The sequence below is a fragment of the Streptomyces sp. NPDC002588 genome (assembly GCF_040295925.1).
Classification (GTDB): Bacteria; Actinomycetota; Actinomycetes; order Streptomycetales; family Streptomycetaceae; genus Streptomyces.
The window spans coordinates 348,364-372,929 of record NZ_JBEOWF010000001.1; the positions used below are offsets into that span (position 1 = coordinate 348,364).

25 protein-coding genes are annotated in these 24,566 nt (G+C 71.8%); 10 read left to right on the plus strand and 15 right to left on the minus strand.

The genetic code is table 11. The features are described from left to right. Positions 1-32 precede the first annotated feature (32 nt). Together ABT057_RS01625 and ABT057_RS01630 are read left to right on the plus strand one after the other, a co-directional pair. Entirely contained in the window at positions 33-1,526 is a 1,494-nt protein-coding gene (locus ABT057_RS01625; protein ID WP_352340338.1) for an MFS transporter, read from the plus strand. A gap of 97 nt (positions 1,527-1,623) precedes the next feature. Continuing rightward, positions 1,624-1,908 (plus strand): DUF6332 family protein, encoded by a 285-nt coding sequence (locus ABT057_RS01630; RefSeq protein ID WP_352340340.1) that lies wholly within the window; start codon positions 1,624-1,626, stop codon positions 1,906-1,908. Here ABT057_RS01630 and ABT057_RS01635 read toward each other — a convergent pair. The 3 genes from ABT057_RS01635 to ABT057_RS01645 all read right to left on the minus strand — a co-directional run bounded on the left by ABT057_RS01635 (position 1,869) and on the right by ABT057_RS01645 (position 5,521). Then, complete coding sequence (locus ABT057_RS01635) at positions 1,869-2,534, minus strand: response regulator transcription factor (protein ID WP_352340342.1); 666 nt, start codon at positions 2,532-2,534, stop codon at positions 1,869-1,871. The two genes, ABT057_RS01630 and ABT057_RS01635, sit on opposite strands and share 40 nt — an antisense overlap. Beyond that, positions 2,531-3,820: a sensor histidine kinase gene (locus ABT057_RS01640; protein ID WP_352340344.1), complete on the minus strand. Its 1,290-nt coding sequence runs from the start codon at positions 3,818-3,820 to the stop codon at positions 2,531-2,533. Before ABT057_RS01640 ends, ABT057_RS01635 begins: the two co-directional genes overlap by 4 nt. Before the next feature lie 462 nt (positions 3,821-4,282). Further along, positions 4,283-5,521, minus strand: a complete 1,239-nt coding sequence (locus tag ABT057_RS01645; RefSeq protein ID WP_352340346.1) for a geranylgeranyl reductase family protein — start codon at positions 5,519-5,521, stop codon at positions 4,283-4,285. 203 nt (positions 5,522-5,724) lie between these two features. Between ABT057_RS01645 and ABT057_RS01650 the strand changes: the two genes are divergently transcribed. Together ABT057_RS01650 and ABT057_RS01655 are read left to right on the plus strand one after the other, a co-directional pair. Further along, positions 5,725-7,080 (plus strand): dipeptidase, encoded by a 1,356-nt coding sequence (locus ABT057_RS01650; RefSeq protein ID WP_352340348.1) that lies wholly within the window; start codon positions 5,725-5,727, stop codon positions 7,078-7,080. A 60-nt stretch (positions 7,081-7,140) separates the two neighbouring features. After that, complete coding sequence (locus ABT057_RS01655; protein WP_352340350.1) at positions 7,141-7,857, plus strand: MBL fold metallo-hydrolase; 717 nt, start codon at positions 7,141-7,143, stop codon at positions 7,855-7,857. A gap of 171 nt (positions 7,858-8,028) precedes the next feature. Here ABT057_RS01655 and ABT057_RS01660 read toward each other — a convergent pair whose 3' ends face one another. The 3 genes from ABT057_RS01660 to ABT057_RS01670 form a co-directional block, all read right to left on the minus strand. Beyond that, on the minus strand, positions 8,029-9,072 hold the full coding sequence (locus ABT057_RS01660) for an NUDIX hydrolase (RefSeq protein ID WP_352340352.1): 1,044 nt from the start codon (positions 9,070-9,072) through the stop codon (positions 8,029-8,031). Positions 9,073-9,218: 146 nt separating this feature from the next. After that, entirely contained in the window at positions 9,219-9,413 is a 195-nt protein-coding gene (locus tag ABT057_RS01665) for a hypothetical protein (RefSeq protein WP_352340354.1), read from the minus strand. Positions 9,414-9,585: 172 nt separating this feature from the next. Continuing rightward, positions 9,586-10,530, minus strand: a complete 945-nt coding sequence (locus tag ABT057_RS01670) for an ROK family protein (protein WP_352340356.1) — start codon at positions 10,528-10,530, stop codon at positions 9,586-9,588. A gap of 245 nt (positions 10,531-10,775) precedes the next feature. Here ABT057_RS01670 and ABT057_RS01675 point away from each other — a divergent pair, with 245 nt between their 5' ends. Together ABT057_RS01675 and ABT057_RS01680 are read left to right on the plus strand one after the other, a co-directional pair. Continuing rightward, on the plus strand, positions 10,776-11,813 hold the full coding sequence (locus tag ABT057_RS01675; RefSeq protein WP_352340358.1) for a LacI family DNA-binding transcriptional regulator: 1,038 nt from the start codon (positions 10,776-10,778) through the stop codon (positions 11,811-11,813). 17 nt (positions 11,814-11,830) lie between these two features. Beyond that, a complete protein-coding gene (locus tag ABT057_RS01680; RefSeq protein ID WP_352340360.1) occupies positions 11,831-12,565 on the plus strand; it encodes a hypothetical protein in 735 nt (244 codons plus the stop codon). Positions 12,566-12,580: 15 nt separating this feature from the next. Here the strand turns inward: ABT057_RS01680 and ABT057_RS01685 are convergent, their stop codons facing one another. Beyond that, positions 12,581-13,888: a DUF6986 family protein gene (locus tag ABT057_RS01685; protein WP_352340362.1), complete on the minus strand. Its 1,308-nt coding sequence runs from the start codon at positions 13,886-13,888 to the stop codon at positions 12,581-12,583. A 183-nt stretch (positions 13,889-14,071) separates the two neighbouring features. Here ABT057_RS01685 and ABT057_RS01690 point away from each other — a divergent pair, with 183 nt between their 5' ends. Continuing rightward, entirely contained in the window at positions 14,072-15,001 is a 930-nt protein-coding gene (locus tag ABT057_RS01690; protein ID WP_352340364.1) for an endonuclease/exonuclease/phosphatase family protein, read from the plus strand. Positions 15,002-15,062: 61 nt separating this feature from the next. Here the strand turns inward: ABT057_RS01690 and ABT057_RS01695 are convergent, their stop codons facing one another. The 4 genes from ABT057_RS01695 to ABT057_RS01710 form a co-directional block, all read right to left on the minus strand. Next, positions 15,063-16,025 (minus strand): electron transfer flavoprotein subunit alpha/FixB family protein, encoded by a 963-nt coding sequence (locus ABT057_RS01695; protein WP_352340366.1) that lies wholly within the window; start codon positions 16,023-16,025, stop codon positions 15,063-15,065. Positions 16,026-16,076: 51 nt separating this feature from the next. Next, positions 16,077-16,865, minus strand: a complete 789-nt coding sequence (locus tag ABT057_RS01700; RefSeq protein WP_352340370.1) for an electron transfer flavoprotein subunit beta/FixA family protein — start codon at positions 16,863-16,865, stop codon at positions 16,077-16,079. Between the two features lie 219 nt (positions 16,866-17,084). Further along, on the minus strand, positions 17,085-17,594 hold the full coding sequence (locus tag ABT057_RS01705) for a flavin reductase family protein (RefSeq protein ID WP_352340372.1): 510 nt from the start codon (positions 17,592-17,594) through the stop codon (positions 17,085-17,087). A 223-nt stretch (positions 17,595-17,817) separates the two neighbouring features. Next, positions 17,818-18,231 (minus strand): TlpA family protein disulfide reductase, encoded by a 414-nt coding sequence (locus tag ABT057_RS01710; protein WP_352340374.1) that lies wholly within the window; start codon positions 18,229-18,231, stop codon positions 17,818-17,820. A 75-nt stretch (positions 18,232-18,306) separates the two neighbouring features. On the opposite strand from ABT057_RS01710, the gene ABT057_RS01715 reads away from it, so the two are divergent. Together ABT057_RS01715 and ABT057_RS01720 are read left to right on the plus strand one after the other, a co-directional pair. Further along, positions 18,307-18,723, plus strand: coding sequence for a DUF4395 domain-containing protein (locus ABT057_RS01715; protein ID WP_352340376.1), 417 nt, complete (start codon positions 18,307-18,309; stop codon positions 18,721-18,723). A gap of 186 nt (positions 18,724-18,909) precedes the next feature. After that, positions 18,910-19,638, plus strand: coding sequence for a lysophospholipid acyltransferase family protein (locus tag ABT057_RS01720; protein WP_352340378.1), 729 nt, complete (start codon positions 18,910-18,912; stop codon positions 19,636-19,638). Between the two features lie 21 nt (positions 19,639-19,659). Here the strand turns inward: ABT057_RS01720 and ABT057_RS01725 are convergent, their stop codons facing one another. The 4 genes from ABT057_RS01725 to ABT057_RS01740 all read right to left on the minus strand — a co-directional run bounded on the left by ABT057_RS01725 (position 19,660) and on the right by ABT057_RS01740 (position 23,626). Continuing rightward, a complete protein-coding gene (locus ABT057_RS01725) occupies positions 19,660-20,256 on the minus strand; it encodes a transglutaminase-like domain-containing protein (RefSeq protein WP_352340380.1) in 597 nt (198 codons plus the stop codon). Between the two features lie 87 nt (positions 20,257-20,343). Further along, on the minus strand, positions 20,344-21,414 hold the full coding sequence (locus ABT057_RS01730) for a threonine aldolase family protein (RefSeq protein WP_352340382.1): 1,071 nt from the start codon (positions 21,412-21,414) through the stop codon (positions 20,344-20,346). Continuing rightward, entirely contained in the window at positions 21,411-22,157 is a 747-nt protein-coding gene (locus ABT057_RS01735; RefSeq protein WP_352340384.1) for an SDR family NAD(P)-dependent oxidoreductase, read from the minus strand. Before ABT057_RS01735 ends, ABT057_RS01730 begins: the two co-directional genes overlap by 4 nt. A gap of 71 nt (positions 22,158-22,228) precedes the next feature. Next, positions 22,229-23,626, minus strand: coding sequence for a DUF6421 family protein (locus ABT057_RS01740; RefSeq protein WP_352340386.1), 1,398 nt, complete (start codon positions 23,624-23,626; stop codon positions 22,229-22,231). Between the two features lie 255 nt (positions 23,627-23,881). Here ABT057_RS01740 and ABT057_RS01745 point away from each other — a divergent pair, with 255 nt between their 5' ends. Continuing rightward, a complete protein-coding gene (locus tag ABT057_RS01745) occupies positions 23,882-24,565 on the plus strand; it encodes a glycerophosphodiester phosphodiesterase (protein WP_352340388.1) in 684 nt (227 codons plus the stop codon). Position 24,566: the final 1 nt, after the last annotated feature.

The following is a 24,566-nucleotide window of genomic DNA, read 5'->3' on the forward strand; positions in this document are numbered from 1 at the left end:
CATTCGATGCAGGTGCATGTACTGTCTTCGTCATGACCTCTCCGCTCACCTCCCCCGCCTCCGGCATGTCCGGCGTGGCCGGGGCCCGCTGGACCGCCCGGCTGTGGGGCACTCTGCTGGTGCTGTGCGCCGCGATGTTCCTGGACGCGCTGGACGTGTCGATGGTCGGCGTCGCGCTGCCGTCCATCGGCTCCGACCTCGGCCTGTCCACCTCGACCCTGCAATGGATCGTCAGCGGCTACATCCTCGGCTACGGCGGTCTGCTGCTCCTCGGCGGCCGCGCCGCCGACCTCCTGGGCCGCCGCCAGGTCTTCCTGGTCGCCCTCGGCGTCTTCGCGCTCGCCTCGCTGCTCGGCGGGCTGGTCGACTCGGGTCCGCTGCTGATAGCCAGCCGCTTCATCAAGGGCCTGAGTGCGGCCTTCACCGCCCCGGCAGGGCTGTCGATCATCACGACGACGTTCCCGGAGGGCCCGCTGCGCAACCGCGCCCTGTCCATCTACACCACCTGCGCCGCCACCGGCTTCTCCATGGGCCTCGTCCTCTCCGGGCTGCTCACGGAGGCCAGCTGGCGGCTGACCATGCTGCTGCCCGCCCCGATCGCCCTCGTCGCGCTGGTCGCCGGCCTCAGGCTGCTGCCGCGCAGCGAGCGAGAACGCGACCACAACGGCTACGACGTCCCCGGCGCCGTCCTCGGCACCGCCTCGATGCTGCTGCTGGTGTTCACGGTCGTCCAGGCGCCGGAACACGGCTGGGCGTCGGCCCGCACCCTGCTGTCCTTCCTCGCCGTCGCCGCCCTGCTGACCGTCTTCGTCCTCGTCGAGCGGCGCTCGCCCGGCCCCCTGATCCGGCTGGGTGTGCTGCGCTCCGGCAGCCAGATCCGCGCCCAGCTCGGCGCGATGGCGTTCTTCGGGTCGTACGTCGGTTTCCAGTTCCTCGCCACGCTCTACATGCAGTCGCTGCTCGGCTGGTCGGCGCTGCACACCGCCCTCGCCTTCCTGCCGGCGGGTGCGCTGGTGGCGGTGTCCTCGACCAAGGTCGGCTCGATCGTGGACCGGTTCGGCACGCCGAGGCTGATCGCGGCCGGCTTCGCCTTCATGGTCGCCGGATACGCGTTGTTCCTGCGGGTCGACCTCGACCCGGGGTACGCGGCCGTGATCCTGCCGACCATGCTGCTGATCGGGGCGGCCTGCGCCCTGGTCTTCCCGTCGCTCAACATCCAGGCCACCAACGGGGTGGCCGATCACGAACAGGGCATGGTCTCGGGCCTGCTGAACACCTCGGTGCAGGTGGGTGGGGCGATCTTCCTCGCCGTGGTGACGGCGGTGGTGACCGCGGGCGCCCCGGCCGACCCCACCCCGCAGGGTGTCCTGGACAGCTACCGGCCCGGCCTCGCCGTGGTGACGGCCATCGCCGCCGCCGGCCTCCTCATCACCCTGCCCGGACTGCGGACCCGACGCGACCGGGGCTCGGTCGTGGTCGCCGGCTCCTCCGTGGAGAAGTCCGAGCCTGTGGGCGTCCGCGACTAGGGCGTGTTTGGACAGCGGACAGACGGAGGGACGCCGTCAAGTGTGCGCCCGGCGGGGGTGGTTGCCCCGCCGGGCGCACGGCTGTGAGAATCGCGGGATGGGCGGTCACGGGGAGCGGCGGACGCAGGCCGAGCGGGATGCGATCACCGTGGAGATCGGATATGCGCTGTCCAGCGCGGTGTTCGCGGCGGCGGTGCTGTTCGGGGCGGTCGCCGGCCCGGCGCTTCTCTTCGAACTCCCGGACCACGTCGAGTGGTTGATGCTCCGGGTGGGCCTCGTGCTCGCACCCGTGCTGTTCGTGGCGCGGGTGGTGAGCGTGCTGCTGCGGTTCTCCCGGCCGGCTCAGCCCAGCCAGCCGGGGCGTACCAGTCCCGACTCGTAGGCCAGTACGACGAGTTGGGCCCGGTCCCGGGCGCCCAGCTTGACCATGGTGCGGCTGACGTGGGTCTTGGCCGTGAGCGGGCTGACGACCAGCCGACGGGCGATCTCCTCGTTGGACAGGCCGATGCCGACCAGCGCCATCACCTCACGCTCCCGTTCGGTGAGCCGGCCCAGCTCATCAGCCGCGGCCGGCTCCTTGGAGCGGGCGGCGAACTCGGCGATGAGCCGGCGCGTCACCCCCGGCGAGAGCAACGCGTCACCGTCCACCACCGCCCGCACCGCTCGCAGGAGTTCCTCGGGCTCGGTGTCCTTCACCAGGAACCCCGACGCGCCGGACCGGATCGCCTCGAAGACGTACTCGTCGAGTTCGAAGGTCGTCAGCATGACCACCTTCACCCGCGCGAGGGACTCGTCACCGGTGATACGGCGGGTGGCGGCCAGCCCGTCGAGCAACGGCATACGGATGTCCATCAGGACGACGTCCGGCCGCAGTTCACGGACTTTGCGCACGGCATCCTCGCCGTCGGCGGCCTCCCCCGCCACCTCGATGTCGGCCTGCGCGTCGAGCAGCGCCCGGAACCCCGCCCGCACCAGGGACTGGTCGTCGGCGAGCAGTACACGGATCACTGGTCCTCCCCGGACTCGGTCTCGGTCCCGTCTGCCGTCCCGGCTGTGGTACCGGTAGCGGTTTTCAGCGGCAGCACGGCCAGCACCCGGAACCCGCCGTCGAGGCGCGGCCCCGCCTCGATCGTGCCACCCAGCGCCGCCGCCCGCTCCCGCATCCCGGCCAGACCGTTGCCGCTGCCGCCGGCCTCCGCGCCGGTCGCCGGTCCGTCGTCGTCGACCCGCAGCCGTAGCGTGCCGCCGTCCTGACCGAGCCGCACGCGCGCATGACGCGAACCGGAGTGGCGTACGACGTTGGTGAGGGCCTCCTGCACGATACGGAAGGCAGCGAGGTCGGTGCCGGGGGGCAGCCGCCGGGGAGGTTGCCCCGCCACGTCGACCGTGAGACCCGCGCGGGCCGCCTGCTCCACCAACTCGGGCAACCGGTCCAGGCCGGGCGCGGGAGCGCGCGGCGCGTCTCCCGGCGTGCGGAGCGAGTCGAGCACCTGGCGCACCTCGCCGAGCGCCTCCTTGCTGGCGGACTTGATCGTGGTGAGCGCGGTGCGCGCCTGCTCCGGGTCGCCGTCCAGGAGTGCGAGCCCGACGCCCGCCTGCACGTTGATCACGGAGAGGCTGTGTGCGAGGACGTCGTGCAGCTCACGGGCGATCCGCAGCCGCTCCTCGTCGGCCCGCCGCCGGGCGGCCTGCGCCCGCTCGGCCCGCTCCCGCGCCCACTGCTCGCGCCGGGCCCGGGCCAGCTCCGCCACCGCCACGATGGCGACGACCCACCCGGTGACCACGATCTCCTGCCCGAAGGAGGCCGGCGCGTCCCCGGACGGCGGCAGCCACCGGTACAGCCAGTGGGCGACCAGCAGATGGACGGCGCACAGCAGCGCCAGCGCCGTCCAGGCGGCCCTGCGGTGCCCGGCGATCACGGCGGCGAAGCAGGCCACGGCGACGGTGAAGAAGACCGGGCCGTACGGGTAGCCCGCACCGAGGTAGACCGCGGTCACCACCGCCGTACCGAACACGACCGCCACCGGATACCGCTGCCGCCAGAGCAGCAGTCCGCAGGCGAGGATCAGCAGCACCCGGCCGAAGGGGTCCAGGAGGGCCCGCTCGCCCCGCTGCATGTGGGCGGCGAAGTTCGAGCCGCCGAGGACGAACACGGTGAGCAGCAGCGTCGACCGCCAGGGCCACCGGCCGCCCCCGCGTCCCGGCTCCCGGTCCGCCCAGCGGCGCAGCCACGGCGGCCCCTGGCCCCACCACCGTCCCGGGGCTCCGTCCCCGCTCTCCTGCCGTACGTCCATGTCCGCCACGCTAGACGCCGGACACCTCGCGGGACGTCCGCCGGGCGAGGTGATCAGCCGTACTCCCCTGGAAGTACGGCAGCGGGAGGGACGCGTCCGGCGTGCGTGCGGGTCGGGAGGCCGCCGTCGGGACGGATCAGGATCCACTCGCCGGGGGGGGTGACGGGGTGAGCCGTCGGGCGCGACGCGGCCGGAGCCCGGCGCGTCCTTCGGAGTGACGCGGCGAGCGCACCGGCGCATGCTCGGCCGCCCGCATGCGTCCGCGACCCGCTGTGCCCGTTCGAGTCGGCCGCGGAACGGGGTGAGGCCCTGACCGACCGTGACCGGGGCGGCCGCGGCCCGCGCCGCCGACCGGCCCCGTCGGCCGGTACGCCGCTCAGGCACTCGACGCCGGGCCGCCGCGTCGCAAGGCCGACCGGCGTGTCCCGGCGTGATCCGGCCTGATCCTTCCGGCCTCAGGCCTCAGGCCTCGCTCTCCTCGGCCACCGGCTCCTGGCGCCGGTCCATCATGGTCAGCGCGCGCTGGGCCATGGGGTGGGTGCGGACGAGTTCACCGAGGGTCGTCCGGCCGCGCGTGATGTCGGTGAACGCCCGCCAGGCGGGGCGGAAGCCGGTGAGGGCCGCGTGGAAGAGGCCCGGGCGGCGCTCGAAGAGCGCAAGCATCCGCTTGCCGACGCTCATCTCCACTCCGAGGCCCGCCTTGACGGCGAACGCGTAGTTCAGGGCCTGGCGACGGGTGTCCACCGCGTCGTGGGCCTCCGCGATGCGGACCGCCCACTCCCCCGCGAGCCGCCCGGAGCGCAGGGCGAACGAGATGCCCTCACGGGTCCACGGCTCGAGGAGCCCCGCCGCGTCTCCGCACACCAGCACCCGTCCGCGCGACAGCGGCGAGTCGTCGGCGCGGCAGCGCGTGAGGTGTCCGGAGGAGATGCCGGGTTCGAAGCCGGCGAGGCCGAGACGCCCGATGAAGTCCTCGAGGTAGCGCTTGGTGGCGGCGCCCTCGCCGCGCGCGGAGATCACGCCGACCGTCAGCGTGTCGCCCTTGGGGAACACCCAGCCGTAACTGCCGGGGATCGGGCCCCAGTCGATGAGGACGCGGCCCCGCCAGTCCTCGGCGACCGTCTCCGGCACCGGGATCTCCGCCTCCAGGCCGAGATCCACCTGGTCGAGCTTCACGCCGACGTGCGCCCCTATGCGGCTGGCGCTGCCGTCCGCACCGACGACCGCGCGCGCCAGCAGGGTCTCGCCGCCCTGCAGGACGACCGCGACCGAGCGGCGGTCGGGCACCGCCGAGCCGTGCTGCTCGACCCGGGTGACCGTGACCCCCGTGCGCAGCTCGGCGCCCGCCTTCTGGGCGTGCTCGACCAGCTGCTGGTCGAACTCCGGCCGGTTGATCAGGCCGAACAGCATCTGCCGGGAGCGGCGGGTGCGGGTGAAGCGGCCGTTGTTGGAGAAGGTCACCGCGTGCACCCGGTCACGGAAGGGCAGTTCGAAACCGGGTGGCAACGCATCCCTGGAAGGGCCGATGATGCCGCCGCCGCACGTCTTGTAGCGGGGCAGCTCCGCCTTCTCCAGCAACAGCACGCGCCGTCCCGTGACCGCCGCCGCGTAGGCGGCCGAAGCCCCCGCGGGTCCCGCGCCCACCACGACGACGTCCCACACCTGCCGCGCGTCGTCCGCCGAAGAGTTCTCGCTGCTCACGATGGTCTACTGCTCCCGATCAAGCCGCCTGCCGCCACTGTCCCCCGCATCCTACGGCGGAGATCGTCACGGTCCGATGACGGTCCGCTGTGGAAGGATCGGCGAGGTACGCGACCCCATCCCGGCAACGCGTACGCTCGCACGGTCCCTCGAACGGACCCGTGCCCACCCTGTACAACGTCGCACCCACAAGGAGCGTGCCCATGTCGTCGAATCCGGTCGCCGAGACCGTAGCCTCCCTGATGCCCAGGGCGCGGGCGGAGCTCACCGAACTGGTGGCCTTCAGGTCGGTGGCGGACTTCGACCAGTTCCCCAGGAGCGAGAGCGAGGCCGCCGCCGACTGGATCACGGCCGCGCTGCGCGCCGAGGGCTTCCAGGACCTGGCCGTCCTCGACACCCCCGACGGCACCCAGTCGGTCTACGGCCTTCTGCCCGGCCCGGAGGGCGCCAGGACCGTCCTGCTGTACGCCCACTACGACGTGCAGCCTCCGCTGGACGAGGCCGGCTGGACGACGCCGCCCTTCGAGCTGACCGAACGCGACGGCCGCTGGTACGGGCGGGGCACCGCCGACTGCAAGGGCGGCTTCATCATGCACCTGCTCGCGCTGCGCGCCCTCAAGGCGGACGGCGGGGTCCCGGTCCATGTGAAGGTGATCGTGGAGGGCTCCGAGGAGCAGGGCACGGGCGGACTCGAGCGCTATGCCGAGGCACACCCGGAACTGCTCACCGCGGACGCCATCGTCATCGGCGACTCGGGCAACTTCCGCGTCGGCCTGCCGACCGTCACCTCCACCCTGCGCGGCATGACGATGGTGCGGGTGCAGATCGACACCCTCGAGGGCAACCTGCACTCCGGTCAGTTCGGCGGCGCGGCGCCGGACGCGCTGGGCGCGCTGATCCGCGTACTGGACTCGCTGCGGGCCGAGGACGGCTCGACCACCGTGGACGGGCTGACGGACGACTCCCGGTGGCAGGGGCTGGATTACGACGAGGAGCAGTTCCGCCGGGACGCCAAGGTCCTCGACGGTGTCGGGCTGATCGGCTCCGGCACGGTCGCCGACCGGATCTGGGCGCGGCCGGCGGTCACCGTCCTCGGCATCGACTGCCCGCCGGTCGTCGGCGCCACGCCGTCGGTGCAGGCGAGCGCCCGTGCGCTGATCAGCCTGCGGGTGCCGCCGGGCGGGGACGCCGCCGAGGCGACGAAGCTGCTCCAGGCCCACCTGGAGGCGCACACGCCGTGGGGCGCGCGGGTGAGCACCGAGCAGGTCGGCCAGGGCGAGCCGTTCAGCGCCGACACCAGCAGCCCCGCGTACACCGCGATGGCCGAGGCGATGGCGGTGGCCTACCCGGGCCAGGAGATGCAGTTCGCCGGGCAGGGCGGCTCCATCCCGCTGTGCAACACCCTCGCGTCCCTGTACCCGGACGCGGAGATCCTCCTCATCGGCCTCAGCGAGCCCGAGGCTCAGATCCACGCGGTCGACGAGAGCGTCTCCCCCGAGGAACTGGAGCGCCTGTCCGTGACCGAGGCCCTGTTCCTGCGCAACTACGCGGCGAGCTGAGCCGCTCTGCCGTGGGCAGAGGGCCTCACCCACCGGGTGGGGCCCGCCTACGGTGGTCGGATGGACGTCATCGAGCTCCTCCCCGGCCTCCGCCTCCTGCGCTTCCCGGTCGGCCAGGCCTATCTGTGGCGCGACGGCGACGAGTTGACGCTGGTCGACGCCGGTCCGCCGGGCTCCGGCGCACCGATCGCCGAGACGGTCACGGCGCTGGGACTCCCGCTCGACGCCGTACGGCGGATCGTCCTCACCCACTTCCACGAGGACCACGCGGGCGGCGCGGCCGAGTTGGCGGCCCGGACCGGGGCGGAGATCCTGGCGCACACGGCGGATGCGGCCGTACTGCGCGGCGAAGTCCCGGGCCCTCCACCGGTGTTGGAGGACTGGGAACGTCCCTTGCTCGCGGCGGCGCAACAACTGTTGACGAGGGACGGGTTCGTGCGGCCGCCGGACGTCGTCGAAGTGTCCGACGGCGACCTTCTCGGCTTCGGTGACGGCGCCCGGGTGATTCATGTGCCCGGACACACCCACGGGAGCATCGCCCTCCATCTGCCACGGCACGGCGTGCTGTTCACCGGTGACGCCGTCGCCTCCTCCCCCGTCGACGGCGGGGTCCTCCCCGGTGTGTTCCACGTCGACCGGCCCCGGGCTCTCGCCTCCTTCCACCGCCTCGCCGCCCTCGACACCGAGGTGTGCTGCTTCGGCCACGGCGATCCGGTGACCGCCCGGGCCTCGGCGGTTCTGCGGGAGGCGGCGGACGGCTACGGCACACCGCGCTGAGGACGGGGATCACGCCTGCGAGAATCCGCGCCGCCCCGCACGCCGTCGCCGCCTCCCTCGACCCGCCGAGCGACGACCGGAGCACCGCCCTCGTGACCGCCGGCGTCTGGCGGAGGACTCTCAGCGGCGGCCGGAGTCGCGGAGGAGGTGCGGAGGAGGTGCGCCGGGCGCTCACCCGAGCGGAATCCCGGCCTCCAGGTACAGTGCCGCCCCACGCTCCCGCGCCCGCAGCGCCCAGCGCAGCCGTTCGTAGCGGACCGGGGGCAGCAGATGGGCCGCCTCCTCCTCCGTGACGAAGCGCCAGCCGCGCAGTTCCGGGCCGGGCAGCAGCAGCCCGTCGACGGCCGCCGCGTCCAGCCTGCCGCCGTCGAAGAGGAGGCGCAGTCCGCCGTAGCCGGGCGGCAGCGGCCGCTCCCAGTCGACGACGAGCAGCCGGGGTACGTCGTCGAGGCGGATGCCGGTCTCCTCCTCGACCTCGCGCATGCCCGCGCGCGCGGGCGCCTCGCCGGGCTCCACGACCCCGCCGGGGAACTCCCAGCCGGGCTTGTAGGTCGGGTCGACGAGCAGCACCCGGTCCTGTTCGTCGAAGAGCAGCACCCCGGCGGCCAGCGTCTCGGCGGTGGGTTCGGGGGTCTGCACGATGTCGCAGGCGGACGCGGCGCCGGTGCCGACCGCGTCGGCGATGCGGACGGCGGCCTCGTACGGGGTGAGGTGGCTGGTGTCGACCGGGTGGGCGTCGGCGGTCAGCCAGGAGGCGAGGGCGGCGTGGTAGGGCTCGATGTGGTCGTACGACCACTGCCGGATGCGCATCTCGCCGTCGGGGAGGTCGGCCGGGATCTCCCGGCCTGCTATTCGCCCGCGCAAAATCGTTTCCGCCGGAGCGAGGAGGACGTGGCGTACCGGAATGCGGCGGGCCGCCAGACCGCCGAAGATCTCGTCGCGGTACTCCTGGCGCAGGAGGGTCATGGGGACGACGAGCGTGCCGCCGAGCTCACCGAGGAGCGCGGCCGCGGTGTCGATCACCAGGCGCCGCCAGATCGGCAGGTCCTGGAAGTCACCGACCTCGGCGAGGCGTTTGGGCGGCAGCAGTTGCGGGAGCGCCGCGCCGACGGCCTCGGGGTCGAAGAGCGTGCTGTTCGGGATCAGGTCGATCAGCTCCCGTGCGGTGGTGGTCTTGCCCGCACCGAAGGCGCCGTTGATCCAGACGACGGTCACAGTTCCCCCTCTTCTGTTGGCCCCCTGAGGCTTGCCCGCTCCACCCTGCCACGGAAACCAGTTCCAGGAGAGGGCGTGCGAACGCCGTGCAGCCGGTGCTCCAGGGGCGGGGCACCGGCGGCACGGCGTGCGGCTCCTGGGCTGTGTCAGGCGCCTTGGCCGAGGGCGTTGTCGTCGACGGCCAGGCTGTCGTCGGCGACGGTGTGGTCGAGGCTGCCGATGGTGTCGCCGACGTTCAGGCCGTCGAGGTCCTCGGCGCCCGCGCCGTGGGAGGGGGTGATCGCCGCGACGACGAAGCCGGTGGCGAGGGAGGCGATGGCGAGCATGCTGCGCTTCTTCATGCCCACTCCAACGGCCGGGGCGGGACGGAGGTCACGCCTCACGGCCACGGCCCGCGCCGACCGCCTTCGCCCTGCCCCCGCCCGGCTCAGCCTGAACGTTCCTGCCGAGCAGTGCTCACACCTGCCCCGGAGAACGGCGCCCACCTCGGCCCGCCGACCCGCGAAGCGGCGCTCACACCCTTATCGTCGCCGCCCCCGCCAGCGCCGCCGCGGCCGCTCCCACCAGTCCTGCGTCGGTCCCCATCTGGGCCGGCACCACCGTCAGGCGCTGGACGAACGAGAGCGTCGCGTAGTCGCCGAGCGCCTCGCGCAGCGGCGCCAGCAGAACGTCGCCCGCCTTGCCCACACCCCCGCCGATCACCGCGATGTCGATCTCGACGAGGGTCGCGGTGGCCGCGATCCCGGCGGCCAGGGCGCGCGCGGCCCGCTCGAAGGAGGCCACCGCCACCGGGTCGCCCGCGCGGGCGGCGGCGGCGACCGCGGCGGCGGAGGTGTCGCCGTCGGGGCCGGGCCGCCAGCCGTTGTCCAGGGCCCGGCGGGCGATGTTGGGTCCGCTGGCGATGCGCTCCACGCAGCCTCGGCCGCCGCACGGGCAGGGGTCGCCGTCGAGGTCGACGCTGATGTGGCCGATGTGGCCCGCGTTGCCGGTGGGGCCGGGGTGCAGCCGGCCGCCCAGGACGAGGCCGCCGCCGACGCCGGTGGAGACCACCATGCACAGCGCGTTGTCATGGCCGCGGGCGGCGCCCTGCCAGTGCTCGGCCGCGGTGATCGCCACACCGTCGCCGATCAGTTCGACCGGGAGGTCGCCGGTCGCGGCGCGGACCCGGTCCACGAGGGGATAGTCGCGCCAGCCGGGCACGTTCACCGGGCTGACCGTGCCGGCGGAGGCGTCCACCGGACCGGCACTGCCGATGCCGAGGGCGTAGGCGCGCGGCCACAGCGGCGACGCGGTCAGCTCCTTCAGCACCTCCTCCACGGCCCCCATCACGGTGTCGCCGCCCTCCTGGGCGGGGGTGGGCCGCTGCGCGCGGACCAGGATCCTGCCGTCGCCGTCCACCAGCGCTCCGGCGATCTTGGTGCCGCCGATGTCCAGCGCGGCCACGAGGTCGGTCTGCATCAAAGTCTCGGTCTCCCCGTCAACCTTGGAAAAGGGCCCGGCCGGCCAGCGCTGGGGGACGTGGGCCGGATGTTGTCGTCACATTGTCGCTGGACAGTCTCTCGCGGATCTGACAACGTTGTCCAGGCTCTATGCTCGACGCCACATCCTCATACAAACCCAGGGACCCAGCCACCCCGTCGGCAACACTTTGTGGACGATGGCGTGAGAACGTCCCGTGGACGACAGGAACAGGACACCGCATCGTGCCCGAGACGCCGCGCCGCCCCGAGAGTCGTTACGGCAACCGTCCCACCATGAAGGACGTCGCGGCACGCGCCGGGGTCGGACTCAAGACCGTCTCACGCGTGGTCAACGGCGAGGCGGGAGTCACCCCCGAGACCGAGCGGCGGGTCCAGGAGGCCATCGACGCGCTCGGCTTCCGCCGCAACGACAGCGCGCGCGTGCTGCGCAAGGGCCGCACCGCGAGCATCGGTCTGGTCCTGGAGGACCTCGCAGACCCCTTCTACGGTCCGCTCAGCCGCGCGGTGGAGGAGGTGGCGCGCGCACACGGCGCGCTGCTCATCAACGGCTCCAGCGCCGAGGACCCCGACCGGGAGCAGGAACTGGCGCTGGCGCTGTGCGCACGCCGGGTGGACGGACTGGTGGTGATCCCGGCCGGCGACGACCACCGCTATCTGGAGCCCGAGATCAAGGCGGGCGTCGCGACGGTGTTCGTGGACCGTCCAGCTGGGCAGATCGACGCCGACTGTGTGCTGTCCGACAACTTCGGCGGAGCCCGCGCGGGCGTGGCCCACCTCATCGCGCACGGGCACCGCAGGATCGGCTTCATCGGCGACATGCCGCGCATCCACACCGCCGTGGAGCGGCTGCGGGGCTACCGGACGGCGATGGAGGACGCGGGCATAGAGGTCGAGGACGCGTGGATGTCACTGGGCACGACCGAGCCGGACCGGGTGCGCCGGGCGGCACAGGAGATGCTGGCCGCGGCGGATCCGGTCACGGCCGTGTTCTCGGGCAACAACCGGGTGACGGTCACCGTGATCCGGGTACTCGCGGAGCAGTCGCGCCGGGTGGCCCTGGTGGGCTTCGACGACCTGGAGCTGGCCGATCTCCTGCAGCCGGGCGTGACCGTGGTCGCCCAGGACGCGGCGGCGCTCGGCCGTACGGCCGCCGAGCGGCTGTTCCGGCAGTTGGAGGGTTCCCTGGTGGTTCCCGAACGCATCGAGCTGCCGACCCGGCTCGTCACGCGCGGCTCGGGCGAGTTTCCCCCGGCGGACTGAGAGGGGCCGAGGCGGTCATGGACGGACGCCGTGAGCGGCGCACCCTGGAGGCGCTTGGCCTGGCGCTCGCGCCGCGCGATCATCCGCTTCTCTACCCGGGTGTGTGGCCTGCGGGGTCGGGCCTGCTGGACGGCGGCACGCTGCTGCCGCTGGACCGTCTCACGCACCCCGGCCGCACCCCGGTCCTCGCCGTCGGCTCCAATGCCTCTCCCGGCCAACTGCGGCACAAGATGGCCGGGTTGGGGATCACCTCGCCCATCCCGATGGTCCGCGCCCGGGTGACCGGCATCGGCATCGGCGTGTCCGGACACGTAAGCCGTCACGGCTATGTGTCGGCGTCCCCCGTCGACTCGCCCGGTGCGAGGCGGGAGTTGTTCGTCATCTGGCTGGATGCCGAACAACTCGTGGCCGTGGACGCGACGGAGCCGAACTTCGACCGGGTGTCGCTGCCCGCGTCGCGGTTCCGCGTCGAACTGGAAGACGGCGAGGCGCTCCCGGAAGTGTTCTCGTACGTGAATCGCCATGGCGTCCTGCACGACGGCGGGGGTGTCCCGCGCAGCCACCCGGGACAGCGCGCCCTGATCGGCGAACTTCTCCTCGGGTCACCGGCGTTGCGGCGGCTGTTCGGGAGGAGCCCGGAGGAGTTCGTGGCCCGCGCCCGGGCCGACGCGCGACTGTGCGAGCGCGGGACGCGGCTGTTCGCGGACGAGAGGCTGGTGACGCGGTCCGGGCTGGAACATCTTCGGATGTGACCCCCGACGGCTCGGCTACCGCTGTGCCGAAGCCGTCAGGTCGCCTCGCCGAGGGGCCGCGAAGCCCTCCAGGGCCGCCCGGGACAGTCCGGTCGCGGTGGTCACCTCGGCGAGGTCGAGGGCGCCGCAGTCCAGGCCGCGCAGGAGGTAGCCGCTGAGGGCCTTGGCGGTGGCCGGTTCGTCCATGACGTCGCCGCCGGCGCGGGCCGCGTACCGGGACAGCCGTTCGGCGGCCTGGGCGAAGCCCTCGCGGTAGAAGGCGAAGACGGCGGCGTAGCGGGTGGGCAGATGTGCGGGGTGCATGTCCCAGCCCTGGTAGTAGGCGCGGGCGAGGGCACGGCGGGTGAGGCCGTAGTGCAGGCGCCAGGCGTCGTGGACCTTGGCGGTCGGGCCGACGGGGAGGACGTTCGTGGAGCCGTCCGAGACCCGTACTCCGGTGCCGGCGGCGGCGACCTGCATGACGGCCTTGGCGTGGTCGGCGGCCGGGTGGTCGCTGGCCTGGTGGGCGGCGGAGACACCGAGGCAGGCGCTGTAGTCGAAGGTGCCGTAGTGCAGGCCGGTGGCGCGGCCCTCGGCGGCCTGGATCATGCGGGCGACGGTCGCGGTGCCGTCGGCGGCGAGGACGGCCTGGCTGGTCTCGATCTGGATCTCGAAGCCGAGCCGGCCCGGTGCGAGCCCGCGTGCCTTCTCGAAGGCCTCCAGGAGGCGGACCATGGCGGTGACCTGCTCGGGGTAGGTCACCTTCGGCAGGGTCAGCATCAGGCCGTCGGGCAGGCCGCCGGACGCCGTCAGGCCGGTGAGGAAGACGTCGAGGGTGCGGATGCCCCGGTCGCGGACCGCGGCCTCCATGCACTTCATCCTGATCCCCATGCAGGGGGCCGCGGTGCCGTTCCCGTACGCCTCGGCGATCAGCCGGGCCGCCCGGGCGGCCGCCTCGTCCTCCTCGGCGTCCGGGCGGAGGCCGTAGCCGTCCTCGAAGTCGACCCGCAGGTCCTCGATGGGTTCGCGCTCGAGTTTGGCCCGCACGCGCGCGTACACGGGCGTGGCGAGGTCGTCGGGCAGGCCGAGGCAGGCGGCGAAGGACGCGGCGTCGGGGGCGTGTTCGTCGAGTGCGGCGAGGGCCCGGTCGCCCCAGGAGCGAACGGTGTCGGCGGCGAAGGCGTCGGCGGGGACGTAGACGGTGTGGACGGGCTGGCGGGTGCCGGGGTCTCCGGGGTAGCGGCGGTCGAGTTCGGCGTCGACGGGGGCGAGGGAGGCGCTGATCGCCTCGCTGACGGCGCCCGCGAGGCTGGTCTTCACCGTCTCCTGCCGGCCCTGCCCCATGTCATACCCTCCTGTTTTCCGCTTCACGGAATCAACAATCCGTAGAGCGAAGCTATCCGTGGACCTTCCGGCCGGTCAACACCCTGTCCATGCCGTGGATCCCTGTGATCACTTACGCACCTTCACCCTCTTCCGCACAGAGCCGCACACCTTCATCCTGGCTCACGAGGCGAGGGAGAACACATGACGGGCACCGGAGGGACGACCCGGCGGGCGGGGCTGCGCACGATGCTGGCCGCCGTCGTCGCCGTACCTCTGCTGGGCACGATGGGGGCCTCCCAGGCCCGGCACGAGAGTCCCGTTCCGCGCCTGACGCCGAAGCGGCGGCCGAAGCCGGTGCCCGCGCTCGAGGTCATGACGTTCAACCTCCGGGTCACCACGGCCAACGACCCCAACACCTGGGCGGTGCGCCGTCCGGTGATGCGGACGCTGTTACAGCGGGCGGCCCCGCATGTGATCGGCACCCAGGAGGGGCAGTTCTCGCAGCTGCTGAACATCGGCACCGACCTCGGGCCGCACTACGACTGGATCGGCACACCCGGCAGCGGCAACGAGGAGTCGACGGCGATCTTCTACGACGTCCGCCGGCTCGCCCCCGTGGAGCACGACGTCTTCCGCCTCTCCGACACGCCCACCGTGCCCGGCTCGAACACCTGGGGCGCGGCCTTCCCGCGGCTGGTGACCCGGATCCGTTTCCGTGACCGGCTGGATTCCGGACGGGAGTTCCATGTCCTCAACACCCACCTCGACCATCGCAGCGAGTACGCACGCGCGCGTGCCGCGGCGCTGATCGCCGAGCGGATCCGGGGGCTCGGCCCGGGCGTGCCGGTCCTGCTCACCGGTGACTTCAACGCGGTCGCGCACGCCAGTACGGCCTACGACACGCTGCTGGACTCCGGTCTGGTCGACACGTGGGACTCGGCACGGGAGCGGGGGCCGGTGTTCGGGACGTTCCACGGGTACCGGAGGCTGAAGGCGGACGGCCAGCGCATCGACTGGATCCTTGCGACGCCGGGGGTGACCGTGCGCCGGGCGTGGGTCGACACGTTCACGGTGGACGGCCAGTACCCGAGCGACCACCTGCCGGTGCTGGCCTCGGTGGGCCTGGGCTGAACGGGCGAGGCCCCCGCGACCGGGGTGGTCACGGAGGCCTCGTACAGCCGGGATCGGGTGATCAGCCCTTGCGGGTCTTGATCTCCTCGGTGAGCTGCGGGACGACGTCGAAGAGGTCGCCGACGACGCCGTAGTCGACGAGGTCGAAGATCGGGGCCTCGGCGTCCTTGTTGACGGCGACGATGGTCTTCGAGGTCTGCATGCCGGCCCGGTGCTGGATGGCGCCGGAGATGCCGTTGGCGATGTAGAGCTGCGGGGAGACGCTCTTGCCGGTCTGTCCGACCTGGTTGGTGTGCGGGTACCAGCCGGCGTCCACCGCGGCGCGGGAGGCGCCGACGGCCGCGCCGAGGGAGTCGGCGAGGGCCTCGATGATCGCGAAGTTCTCGGCGCCGTTGACGCCACGGCCGCCGGAGACGACGATCGCGGCCTCGGTCAGCTCCGGGCGGCCGGTCGACTCGCGGGCCGTGCGGCCGGTGACCTTGGTGCCGGTCGCCTGGGCGGAGAAGGACACCGAGAGGGCCTCGACCGTACCGGCGGCCGGGGCGGCCTCGACGGCGGCGCTGTTGGGCTTGACCGTGATGACCGGGGTGCCCTTGGAGACGCGGGTCTTGGTGGTGAAGGACGCGGCGAACACCGACTGGGTGGCCACCGGGCCCTCGTCGCCGGCCTCGAGGTCGACGGCGTCGGTGATGATGCCCGAGCCGATGCGCAGCGCGAGGCGGGCGGCGATCTCCTTGCCCTCGGCGGAGCACGGGACGAGCACGGCGGCCGGAGAAACCGACTCGACGGCGGCCTGGAGCGCGTCCACCTTCGGTACGACCAGGTAGTCGGCGTACTCGGACGCGTCGTGGGTGAGGACCTTGACCGCGCCGTGCTCGGCGAGCGCGGCGGCGGTGTTCTCGGCACCGGCTCCGAGCGCGACGGCGACGGGCTCGCCGATGCGGCGGGCCAGCGTCAGCAGCTCCAGGGTGGGCTTGCGGACGGCGCCGTCCACGTGGTCGACGTAGACGAGGACTTCAGCCATGGGATTGCTCTCCTGCGAAACGAAGTTGAGGGGCGGTCGGCGTGTCGAGCCTTAGACGAACTTCTGGCTCGCGAGGAACTCGGCGAGCTGCTTGCCGCCCTCGCCCTCGTCCTTGACGATCGTGCCCGCGGTGCGCGCCGGACGCTGGGCCGCGGAGTCGACCTTGGTCCAGGCGCCCTCGAGGCCGACCTCCTCGGCCTCCAGGTCCAGGTCCGACAGGTCCCAGGACTGAACCGGCTTCTTCTTGGCCGCCATGATGCCCTTGAAGGACGGGTAACGGGCCTCACCCGACTGGTCGGTGACCGACACGACGGCCGGGAGGGAGGCCTCGAGCTGCTCGGAGGCGGCGTCGCCGTCGCGGCGGCCCTTGACCGTGCCGCCCTCGACGGAGACCTCGGAGAGCAGGGTGACCTGCGGGACACCCAGGCGCTCGGCGAGCAGGGCCGGGACGATGCCGGCGGTGCCGTCGGTGGAGGCCATGCCGGAGACGACCAGGTCGTAGCCGGCCTTCTCGATGGCCTTGGCCAGGACCAGGGAGGTGCCGATGGCGTCGGTGCCGTGCAGGTCGTCGTCCTCGACGTGGATCGCCTTGTCGGCGCCCATGGACAGGGCCTTGCGGAGGGCGTCCTTGGCGTCCTCCGGGCCCACGGTGAGAACGGTGATCTCCACGTCGTCGTCGGAGTTCTCGGAGATCTGCAGCGCCTGCTCGACGGCGTACTCGTCGAGCTCGGAGAGCAGACCGTCCACGTCGTCCCGGTCGACGGTCAGGTCATCGGCGAAGTGCCGGTCGCCAGTGGCGTCGGGCACGTACTTCACAGTGACAACGATCCTCAAGCTCACGCCGGCTCTCCTACTGCATCGTCAGTTCTCGGCTGCCTTCTTTCAGGCAGCATAGGCGCCACAAGCGGCCGATCCCGATGGGGGCAGGCCCGCGCTCCGAACGAAATATTACTCGCCAGTACACCCAGTTCGTTCCCGCTGAGCAAGCGCTTTGAACTGTGACCTTTGCAACGCAGCGTAACCGGAACTCGACGGGTTCGCAGGAGGGCCGGGCCGTGATCAATCCCGCAGAGCGTTGAACCGGCCCTGGTGGTAGAGGAGCGGCCGGCCCGCGCCCGCGGGATCACCCGCGACGACCTCGGCCAGCACGATGCGGTGGTCCCCGGCGGGCACGCGCGCGACGACGCGGCACACCAGCCAGGCGAGCACGTCGTCGAGCACGGGTACATCCTCCGGTCCCGCGCGCCACGCGGTGGGCGCGCCGAACCGGTCGGCGCCGCTGCGGGCGAAGGTGGCGGCCAGCTCCTGCTGGTGTTCGCCGAGCAGATGCACGCCGACATGCTCCGCCCCGGATATCGCGGGCCAGCTGGAGGCGCCCGTGCCGATCCCGAAGGAGAGCATCGGGGGCTCCGCGGAGACGGAGGTGAGGGAGGTGGCGGTGAAGCCGACCGGGCCGGACCCACCGGCGGCGGTGATCACGGCGACTCCGGCGGCGTGCCGCCGGAAGACGGAACGCAGGAGGTCGGGCGAGGCGAGCTGAGGGGTACCGAGGTCGGGCGAGGCCGTCATGGAGTTGTCGTCCTTCTGGAGGGAGCGGCGGGAATGTCCGTGGGTGCTCAACGGCCCGGACAGCGCGCGCTCGCGGTACGGGCCAGGTCGACGTGGACCCGTCCGTAGAGAAGGAGTTCCTCAGGCATGCGGTCAGGTTGACGATAGGTGGTGCACGCAGTCAAGTACGTTCCGGAATCCGGGACCTCGCCCCAAAGGTGCCGCTCCGTCCCCCGACGGCACGTCACACCGCCTCCCCCAGGGCCGCGATGACGTCGGCCCTGCGGGGCTGGCCGGTGGCGCGCCGCACCACCCGGCCGCCCGAGTCGAGGACCAGGACCGTCGGGGTCTTGAGGATGTCGAGTTCCCGGACCAGGTCCAGATGCTCTTCGGCGTCGATCTCGATGTGGCTGACCCCCGGGACCATGCCCGCGACCTCGCCGAGGACCCTGCGGGTCGCCCGGCAGGGCGCGCAGAAGGCGCTGGAGAACTGCACGAGCGTGGCCCGCTCCCCCAGCTCGCCGCCCAGCCGGTCGGCGCCGAGCCGCTTCCCGTCGTCACGCACGCGCACGCGTACCCTCCCGCTCCGCCGCCGCTGCAGCACTCCGTAGGCGCTCGCCGCCGCGAGCACCGCCACGCACACCACCAGTCCGGCCATCAGCTCCTCCAGCGTTCACGAGACTGCAAAGATTCCCGACCCAATGAATCGTTTCCGCTGCGGAATGCTTGATTCATGGACATCGATGTGAGGGGCCCGCGCTTCGGGGCCTCGGTGACGGCCGCGGTGCTCGCGGTCGTACTCGTCACGGGCGGCACCTGGCTGCTGGCCTGGCAGACGCTGGCGTTCGCCCTCGGCGCGGCGGGCGGGGTGACGCGCTCGCCGTACGGCTGGGTGTTCCGCCGGGTGGTACGGCCGCGGCTCGGGCCGCCGACCGGGTTCGAGTCCCCGGAACCTCCGCGGTTCGCGCAGGCGGTGGGGCTCGTGTTCGCGGGCGTGGGCCTGGTCGGTCTCACACTGGGGCCCGGCTGGCTGGGGCTCGCGGCGACCGGTGCGGCGCTCGCGGCCGCCTTCCTCAATGCTGCTTTCGGGTACTGCCTGGGCTGCGAGATGTACCTGCTCGTGCGCCGGTTGACGGTACGAGCGGAGTAAAGGCAACGCAAAAGACCGAGGTGGATCACGGCGGCCGAGTGACGAGGATCTCGTCGCCGTGCTGCACCAGGGCTGGCCCCCCGGCCGTTCTTCGGGCACGATCTGCGAGATGCCGTAAACCTACGGCTGCGTAACTTTGCCCAGAGGGGAATCCCTTCAGGGCAGAAGGAAGGGTCCGCCCCGCCCATGGCAGAGATCGTCTACCGTCCCGTCGTCGGCCTCGCCCAGGCCCTCTTCAAGGCCTGGGACCTCAAGATCGACTGCAAGGGCTCGGAGAACATCCCGCGCTCGGGCGGTGCCGTGCTGGTGAGCAACCACATCAGCTACCTCGACTTCATCTTCAACGGCCTGGCGGCCCTCCCGCAGAAACGTCTCGTTCGGTTCATGGCGAAGGAGTCCGTCTTCCGCCACAAGGTCTCCGGCCCTCTGATGCGCGGGATGAAGCACATCCCCGTGGACCGCGACAAGGGCGACGCCGCCTACCAGCACGCGCTGGACTCGCTGCGCTCGGGTGAGATCGTCGGGGTGTTCCCCGAGGCGACTATCTCGCAGTCGTTCACCCTCAAGACCTTCAAGTCGGGTGCGGCACGGATGGCCCAGGAGGCGGGTGTGCCGCTGATCCCGATGGCGGTCTGGGGCACGCAGCGGCTGTGGACCAAGGGTCATCCGCGTAACTTCAGGCGCAGCCACACCCCGATCACCATCCGGGTGGGCGAGGCCATCGAGGCGTCGAAGGACAAGTACGCGGGCGCCATCACCCGGCAGCTGCGCGAGCGCGTCCAGGAGCTTCTGGAGGCCGCCCAGCGCGCCTATCCGGTCCGCCCGAAGGACCCGAACGACACCTGGTGGATGCCGGCCCATCTGGGCGGCACGGCGCCGACCCCGGAGCAGGTGCGGGCGGCCGAGGCGCTCTGAGGTCCGCCGCGGGGGTGCGCTTCAGGGCAGTCCCGCCGGGAGCGTCCTCCAGAGACCGGGACGGTCCGGCGCGGCCCTGAGCGCGCTCAGCACCGCCGGGTGCGGCGTGGCGTGGAGCAGCGGGTAGTCCAGCTCGCCCGCCGCGGGGTCCGCGGCGAAGGCGAGCTGTTCGCCGTCCAGGGAGAACCGGGCGTCCACGCCCGGCTTGTTGCCGCGGGGATCCTGGCGGTGCCAGGCGCCGCGGAAGCGGACGGCGACCAGACCGTGCACCGCGTACCCGCCGCCCTCTTCGTGCGCGAGCCGCTGGTAGCACAGCGCCGTCGGGATGTCCTCGGCCCGCAGCAGCGCGGTCAGAGCGTGGGCCTTGGCGTAGCAGATGCCCGTGCCCTGCTCCAGCACGTCCGAGGCGCGCCAGGTGACGCGCGGGTCTGCGGAGTCCTGCGAGTGGGGAATCTCGTCCCGCACGAACTCGAACGCGAGTTGTGCATAGACATACGAGTCCGCGGCGGCCCTCGCCAGTCTGGCGGCCGTGTCCCTGACGCGTGGGTGATCGTGGTCGATGACGTCGTCAGCGGCCAGGTAGGCGGACAGGTCAGGGTTCTCCTGGATCAGCTCCATGGAGGCAGAGCATAGAAAAGCGATCACCCGAGAGTCAATGACTTTTCAGGTGACCGCATATCTATGCAATCACTGGCCGGGGCTCGGTCAGCGGGCCATCTCCTCCTTGAGCGCCGCGACGAACGCGTCCACGTCCTCCTCGGTGGTGTCGAACGCGCACATCCAGCGCACGACGCCCGCCGACTCGTCCCAGAAGTAGAACCGGAACTTCTTCTGCAGGCGCTCACTCACGTCGTGCGGCAGCCTGGCGAACACCCCGTTGGCCTGGACCGGGTGGAGGATCTCCACCCCGTGCACGGCCCGTACGCCCTCCGCGAGCCGCTGGGCCATCTCGTTGGCGTGACGGGCGTTGCGCAGCCACAGGTCCTTGGCGAGCAGCGCCTCCAGCTGCACCGAGACGAAACGCATCTTGGAGGCCAGTTGCATGGACAGCTTGCGCAGGTGCTTCATCCGGCGGACGGCGCCCTGGTCGATGACGACGACCGCCTCGCCGAACAGTGCGCCGTTCTTCGTCCCGCCGAGGGAGAGGATGTCCACGCCGACCGCGTTGGTGAACGTCCGCATGGGGACGTTCAGGGAGGCGGCCGCGTTGGCTATCCGGGACCCGTCCAGGTGGACCTTCATCCCGCGCGCGTGGGCGTGGTCGCAGATCGCCCGGATCTCGTCCGGCGTGTAGAGGGTGCCGAGCTCCGTGCTCTGGGTGATCGAGACGACCTGCGGCATCGCACGGTGCTCGTCGTCCCAGCCGTACGCCTGCCGGTCGATCAGCTCGGGCGTGAGCTTGCCGTCGGGCGTGGGCACGGTGAGCAGCTTGAGGCCGCCCATCCGCTCGGGGGCACCGCCCTCGTCGACGTTGATGTGGGCGCTCTCGGCGCAGATCACCGCTCCCCAGCGGTCGGTGACCGCCTGGAGGGCGACGACGTTGGCGCCGGTGCCGTTGAAGACCGGGAACGCCTCGGCCGTGGCCCCGAAGTGGCTGCGGATGACGCGCTGGAGGTTCTCGGTGTAGGCGTCCTCGCCGTAGGCGACCTGGTGGCCGCCGTTGGCCAGGGCCAGGGCGGCCAGCACCTCCGGGTGCGCCCCGGCGTAGTTGTCGCTGGCGAAACCACGGACTTCGGGGTCGTGACGGCGGCGTGCGTCGGTCTTCGGGGGGTTCACGGCTTCTCGGTGAGCCACAGACGCTGTCCGTTCACTTCGGGGGCGGTCTTCTCCCAGACTCCGGCGATGGCCTCGGCCAGGTCCCCGACGTCGGTGAAGCCCGCGAACTTCGCGTTGGGCCGCTCGGCGCGCATCGCCTCGTGCACCAACGCCTTCACCACCAGGATGGCAGCGGCGGAGCTCGGTCCGTCGGCGCCCCCGGCCTTGCGGAAGAAGTCGGCCATCGACAGCGTCCACGCCTCGGCGGCGGCCTTGGCGGCGGCGTACGCGGCGTTGCCCGCGGTGGGCTTGCTGGCACCCGCGGCGCTGATCAGGACGTAGCGGCCGCGCTCGCTGCGCTGCAGCGCCTCGTGGAAGGCGAGGGAGGTGTGCTGCACGGTCTTGACCAGCAGCAGTTCCAGGAAGTCCCAGTCGTCGAGGCTGGTCTTGGTGAAGGTCTCGCTGCCGCGCCAGCCGCCGACCAGGTGGACCAGTCCGTCGACGCGGCCGAAGTCCTTCTCGACGCGGGTGGCCCAGTCACGGGTCGAGTTCAGCTCGAGCAGGTCGACGGTGTCGCCGGTGACCGTGGCTCCGCCCGCCTCGTAGCGGGCGTGGTCGACGGCCTCCGCGAGCCGCTCCGGGTCGTTGTCCGAACCGACGACGGTCGCGCCGGCCCGGGCGAGCCTGAGCAGGGTCGCACGCCCGGCGGGTCCGCCCGCACCGGCCACCGCGATCACCGCTCCACTGAGAGCCCCGTTCCCCATGGTCTTCGCCTCCTGAGCAGTGCTCTGCTCCGCAGTGTTCCGCGGAGCAGTGTTCTCGGTACGCAGGTCGCTCACGCGGCGATCCGCTCGGCACTGTCCGCCGTGATGCCCTTGGTGGAGGCGATCACGTTCTTCAGCTTCTTGGACAGAGCCTCATAGAACATGCTCAGCGGAAACTCGTCCGGAAGCACGTCATCGACGAGTTTCCGCGGCGGCTGGCTCAGATCCAGGGCGTCCGGGCCCTTGGCCCACTTGGAGCCCGGGTGCGGAGCGAGGTAGGTGGAGACCAGCTCGTAGCCGGCGAACCAGTGCACCAGTTTCGGACGGTCGATGCCGTCCCGGTACAGCTCCTCGATGTCGGCGCAGAGCTGGTTGGTGACCTGCGGGGCGCGCTCCCAGTCGATGTGGAGCTTGTTGTCGGTCCAGCGGACGACGTCGTGCTTGTGCAGGTAGGCGAAGAGGAGCTGGCCGCCGAGACCGTCGTAGTTGCGCACGCGCTCGCCCGTGACCGGGAAGCGGAACATCCGGTCGAAGAGCACCGCGTACTGGACGTCACGGGCCTGCGGAACGCCGTCGGCCGCCAGCTTCACGGCCTCCTTGAAGGCGGTGAGGTCGCAGCGCAGCTCCTCCAGGCCGTACATCCAGAACGGCTGGCGCTGCTTGATCATGAACGGGTCGAAGGGCAGATCGCCGTGGCTGTGGGTGCGGTCGTGGACCATGTCCCACAGGACGAAGGCCTCCTCGCAGCGCTTCTGGTCGTGAACCATGGCGGCGACGTCCTCGGGCAGCTCCAGCCCCAGGATGTCGACGGCGGCCTCCGTGACCCGGCGGAAGCGGGCCGCCTCCCGGTCGCAGAAGATGCCACCCCAGGAGAAACGTTCCGGCGCCTCGCGGACGGCGATGGTCTCCGGGAAGAGGACGGCCGAGTTGGTGTCGTACCCGGCCGTGAAGTCCTCGAAGGTGATGCCGCAGAACAGCGGGTTGTCGTAGCGGGTGCGTTCCAGTTCGGCCAGCCAGTCCGGCCAGACCATGCGCAGCACGACGGCCTCGAGGTTGCGGTCGGGGTTGCCGTTCTGCGTGTACATCGGGAACACGACCAGGTGCTGGAGACCGTCCGCACGGCCGGCCGCGGGCTGGAAGGCCAGCAGCGAGTCGAGGAAGTCCGGCACCGGGAAGCCGCCCTCGGCCCAGGCGCGCAGATCCCCGGCGAGGGCCCGGTGGTAGGCGGCGTCGTGCGGGAGCAGCGCGGAGAGCTCCTCGACCGCGCCGATCACGTCCCGGACGGCCCTTCCGGCCTCGGCACGCTCCGGGGCACCCTCGGCCGTGAAGTCGATCGACCCGTCCTTGGACTGCCAGGGGCGGATCCGCTCCACCGCATCCTTGAGCACGGGCCACGCCGGGTGCTCCACCACCCTGGTCGCGGGAGGAACCTGCTCCCCCGTCGCCGCCTGCACAAGAATTTCCGTCATGTCCCATCCTCCACTGGAGAACCTCGCGTATGGACACCGTATGCATATGAGGTTTCCTCCAGCAAGTGCGGCTTCGGGAAATTATCCTGCGCGACCGCATCTTCACCGCATTTTTTCCTGTACGACATCGCAGGAGTGAGTAGTTCCGCTACGACGGGGTAGGTGTGCGAACCGCTCGGCCTTACACGTGTCCATGACCGGCGGGGGCCATTAGGCTGCGAGCCACCTGCGCCGTCGACGGAAGCGAGTCCCGTCTTGAACTTCCTCACCATCGGTCACCGCGGAATCATGGGTGTCGAGCCCGAGAACACCCTGCGCTCCTTCGTCGCCGCCGAGGAGGCCGGCCTCGATGCGATCGAGCTCGATCTGCATCTGAGCAAGGACGGCGCCCTGGTGGTCATGCATGATCCCGATGTGGACCGTACGACGGACGGGACCGGCCCCATCGCCGATCAGACGCTGGCGGAGCTGAAGACCCTGGACGCCGGGCGCGGAGAGCGGGTGCCGGTGTTCGAAGAGATTCTGGACGCCGTGACGCTGCCGATACAGGCGGAGATCAAGGACGTGCAGGCCGCGCGGGCGCTGGCGGAGGTGATGCGGGAGCGGAACCTGGCGGAGCGGGTGGAGGTGTCCTCGTTCCACGACGAGGCGCTCGCCGAGATCGCCCGGCTGGTGCCCGGGGTACGCACGGCGCTGATCGGCAGCCGCTACGGCCTGGACATCGTCGCCCGGGCCGAGGACGCCGGGGCCACCACCGTGTGCCTGAACCTGCGGCGGCTCACCCTGGAGATCGTCGAGGAGGCTCGCCGACGCGATCTGCGGATCATCGGCTGGGTGGTCAACACGCAGGATCAGCTGCGGCTGGTACGGGCGCTGGAGCTGGACGGCGCGACCACCGACTACCCGGAGATCAGACGCTCGGGCCGCTTCACGGCGTGAG

Coding starts and splice junctions, on each gene's coding strand:
- ABT057_RS01630 (WP_352340340.1), top strand. CDS start 1,624: ATGGGCGGTCACGGGGAGCGGCGGACGCAGGCCGAGCGGGATGCGATC.
- ABT057_RS01680 (WP_352340360.1), top strand. CDS start 11,831: ATGGACGGACGCCGTGAGCGGCGCACCCTGGAGGCGCTTGGCCTGGCG.
- ABT057_RS01650 (WP_352340348.1), top strand. CDS start 5,725: ATGTCGTCGAATCCGGTCGCCGAGACCGTAGCCTCCCTGATGCCCAGG.
- ABT057_RS01725 (WP_352340380.1), bottom strand. CDS start 20,256: ATGGAGCTGATCCAGGAGAACCCTGACCTGTCCGCCTACCTGGCCGCT.
- ABT057_RS01665 (WP_352340354.1), bottom strand. CDS start 9,413: ATGAAGAAGCGCAGCATGCTCGCCATCGCCTCCCTCGCCACCGGCTTC.
- ABT057_RS01670 (WP_352340356.1), bottom strand. CDS start 10,530: ATGCAGACCGACCTCGTGGCCGCGCTGGACATCGGCGGCACCAAGATC.
- ABT057_RS01705 (WP_352340372.1), bottom strand. CDS start 17,594: ATGACGGCCTCGCCCGACCTCGGTACCCCTCAGCTCGCCTCGCCCGAC.
- ABT057_RS01625 (WP_352340338.1), top strand. CDS start 33: ATGACCTCTCCGCTCACCTCCCCCGCCTCCGGCATGTCCGGCGTGGCC.
- ABT057_RS01690 (WP_352340364.1), top strand. CDS start 14,072: ATGACGGGCACCGGAGGGACGACCCGGCGGGCGGGGCTGCGCACGATG.
- ABT057_RS01720 (WP_352340378.1), top strand. CDS start 18,910: ATGGCAGAGATCGTCTACCGTCCCGTCGTCGGCCTCGCCCAGGCCCTC.
- ABT057_RS01695 (WP_352340366.1), bottom strand. CDS start 16,025: ATGGCTGAAGTCCTCGTCTACGTCGACCACGTGGACGGCGCCGTCCGC.
- ABT057_RS01655 (WP_352340350.1), top strand. CDS start 7,141: ATGGACGTCATCGAGCTCCTCCCCGGCCTCCGCCTCCTGCGCTTCCCG.
- ABT057_RS01740 (WP_352340386.1), bottom strand. CDS start 23,626: ATGACGGAAATTCTTGTGCAGGCGGCGACGGGGGAGCAGGTTCCTCCC.
- ABT057_RS01710 (WP_352340374.1), bottom strand. CDS start 18,231: ATGGCCGGACTGGTGGTGTGCGTGGCGGTGCTCGCGGCGGCGAGCGCC.
- ABT057_RS01640 (WP_352340344.1), bottom strand. CDS start 3,820: ATGGACGTACGGCAGGAGAGCGGGGACGGAGCCCCGGGACGGTGGTGG.
- ABT057_RS01735 (WP_352340384.1), bottom strand. CDS start 22,157: ATGGGGAACGGGGCTCTCAGTGGAGCGGTGATCGCGGTGGCCGGTGCG.
- ABT057_RS01685 (WP_352340362.1), bottom strand. CDS start 13,888: ATGGGGCAGGGCCGGCAGGAGACGGTGAAGACCAGCCTCGCGGGCGCC.
- ABT057_RS01715 (WP_352340376.1), top strand. CDS start 18,307: ATGGACATCGATGTGAGGGGCCCGCGCTTCGGGGCCTCGGTGACGGCC.